The 2,697-nt window shown below is 71.6% G+C and carries 1 protein-coding gene; it reads left to right on the top strand.

Features of this window, described 5'->3' with window-relative positions:
• On the top strand, positions 1-2,697 hold a 2,697-nt coding region (locus tag RUH65_RS15630), incomplete at both ends, for a condensation domain-containing protein (RefSeq protein ID WP_313818572.1).

Here is a 2,697-nt window from a genome sequence, read left to right as displayed (position 1 = left end):
CTACCTGGTGGACGAGGAGGTCCGGCGGGATCCGCAACGACTGGCCGATTACCTGATCGACCATCGGATCGACTCGATCGAGTCCACCCCGTCCTTCGTCCAGACGTTGCTGGATGCCGGGCTGTTCGACCGGGACGGCCATCCCACCGTGGTCGCTGTCGGTGGCGAGGAGGTCGGTCCTGAGGTCTGGCAACGCCTCGCCTCCCTGGACGGGGTCCACGCGGTGAACCTCTACGGGCCCACCGAGACCACCGTGGACAGCCTGGTCGCCCGGATCACGCCGGAGACGCAACCGCACCTGGGCCGCCCCGTGCGCAACAGCCGCCACTACATCCTGGACGCGGCCCTGCGGCCGGTCCCCGAACGTGCCGTCGGCGAACTGTACCTGGCCGGGGCCAATATGGCCCGCGGCTACGTGGGCCAGCCCGGTCTCAGCGCGGCCCGCTTCGTGGCGGACCCCTTCGCCGCCGACGGCTCACGGATGTACCGCACCGGTGACGTCGTGCGGCTCCGGCATGACGGCTCGGTGCGGTTCCTCGGGCGACTGGACGACCAGGTCAAGATCCGCGGCTACCGCGTGGAGATCGGCGAGGTCGAGGGCGCCTTGCAGCGTCAGGACGGGGTGGCCCAGTCCGCCGGCGTGGTGCACGGCCGGGACGAGGCGGCCCGGCTGGCCGGCTACGTCACGCTGACCGAGCCGGACGCACCGGGCCGCCCCGACGGAGTCACCGTCCGGGAACGACTGCGGCAGGCACTGCCGGATTACATGGTTCCCGGCACCGTGATGGTGCTGGATCATCTGCCCCTCACGACGAATGGGAAGCTCGACCGGCTCCGCCTGCCCGATCCCCTGGACGCGTCCTCCTCCGCCGGCATCCTGGATGAGGCCCAGCGACCGAGCACGGCACGCCAGTGCCGGATCGCCGCGGCCTTCGCCGGGGTGCTCGGCCATGATGGCACCGGCTCCGGGCTGGGCCTGGACGACGATTTCTTTGCCGTGGGCGGACATTCACTGCTGGCCACCCGCCTCGCCGCGAACCTGACGGCGGAGCTGGGGATGCCGGTGGCGGTGCGGGACATCTTCGAGTGCCCCACGGTGGGGGCCCTGGACCGGCGACTCGGAGAACGTCGCGACACCGACAGTCCACTGACACTCCAGCCGATGGCGCGCCCCGAACGGCTGCCCGTCTCCCTGACGCAGCGGCGGCTCTGGTTCCTGAACCGGATGGACCCGGACTCGGCGGCCTACAACGTGCCGCTGGTCCTGCAGCTGACCGGAGACCTGGACGCCCCTGCCCTGCGCGGCGCCCTGCGGGATGTGGTCGGGCGGCATGAACCCCTGCGCACCGTCTTCCCCCTGCTGGACGGCGAACCGGTGCAGCAGGTGCTCGGCGCCGAGGCGGGCGCACCACCCTTCACCGCCGTGCGCATCCCCGCTGCCAGTCTCACCGCCGCGATCCAGGCGGAGGCGGAGCGCCCCTTCGACATCACCACCCAGACGCCCCTGCGGGCCGTCCTGCTGCAGACGGAGGAGCAGGTGCACACCCTGGTGGTGGTCATGCACCACATCGCCACGGACGGGTGGTCCCTGGCTCCCTTCGCCCAGGATCTCGCCGCCTACTATGCGGCGCGCCGGAACGGCCGGGCCGCCGAGCTGCCGGACCTGGCGGTGTCCTACGCCGATTTCACCCTGTGGCAGCGCGAGCTCCTCGGGGACGGCGAGGCCTTGCCTCGGCAGATGCACCAGTACTGGCAGCAGGCCCTGCAGGGCGCCCCCGCCGAGATCGACCTGCCCCGGGACCGGGCACGCGGCGAGGAGGGGGCACCGTCCGGCATGGGCGAGGTCCACCTTCCCGTGGATCCCGATCGCCACGCCGCCCTGCGGCACCTGGCCGCCCAGCACCGCAGCAGCCTCTTCATGGTGCTGCAGTCCGCCGTCGCCGTGACCCTGCGGCAGCACGGCTCCGGGGACGACATCGTCGTGGGAACACCCGTCGCGGGCCGTGGCGACCCGGCGCTGGAGCCCCTGGTCGGTTTCTTCGTCAACACCCTCGTGCTCCGCACGGACGTGGCCAACAATCCGACCCTGGTCCAGGTGCTGGAGCGGGTCCGGGAGGCCAATACCCGGGCCTATGGACACCAGGACCTGCCCTTCGATGCCGTGGTCGATGCGGTGAACCCGGCCCGGGTGGCCGGACGCCATCCGGTGTTCCAGGTGATGCTGACCCTGCAGAACACCCCGCCGGCGGTGCTGGACCTGGACGGGGTCAACGTCACCGTGCCCGCCCAGATGACGAGCGCCGGAGTCAAGACGGACCTGATGATCGATGTCAGCACCCCCGAGGGTGACGACGGGCCGCTGCAGGTGGTGCTGGGATACGACCGTGCCCTGTTCGAGCCGGGCACCGCCCAGCGGATCCTCGACGCCCTCGACCGGGTGCTCACGGCCTTCGCCACCTCGGCGCAGCGCCACCTCTCCGAACTCGATGCCGTGGGACCGGCCACGCGAGACCGGCTGGCGGAGTGGGGCCAGGGGCCGTCCGTACCAGCTCCCAGCACCCTGCTGGAGACCTTCGAACGGTCCGCCGCACGCCATCCCCAGGAGACAGCCGTGCAGGATGACGCCGGCCGGATGACCTTCGGCGAGCTGCTGGAGGCCGTCGACCAGGTGGCCGGTGGCCTCGTGGCCCACGGGGT

Origin of the sequence: Citricoccus sp., from assembly GCF_032154715.1 — a bacterium.
GTDB lineage: Bacteria > Actinomycetota > Actinomycetes > Actinomycetales > Micrococcaceae > Citricoccus.
This window is presented reverse-complemented; position numbering and strand designations above follow the sequence as displayed.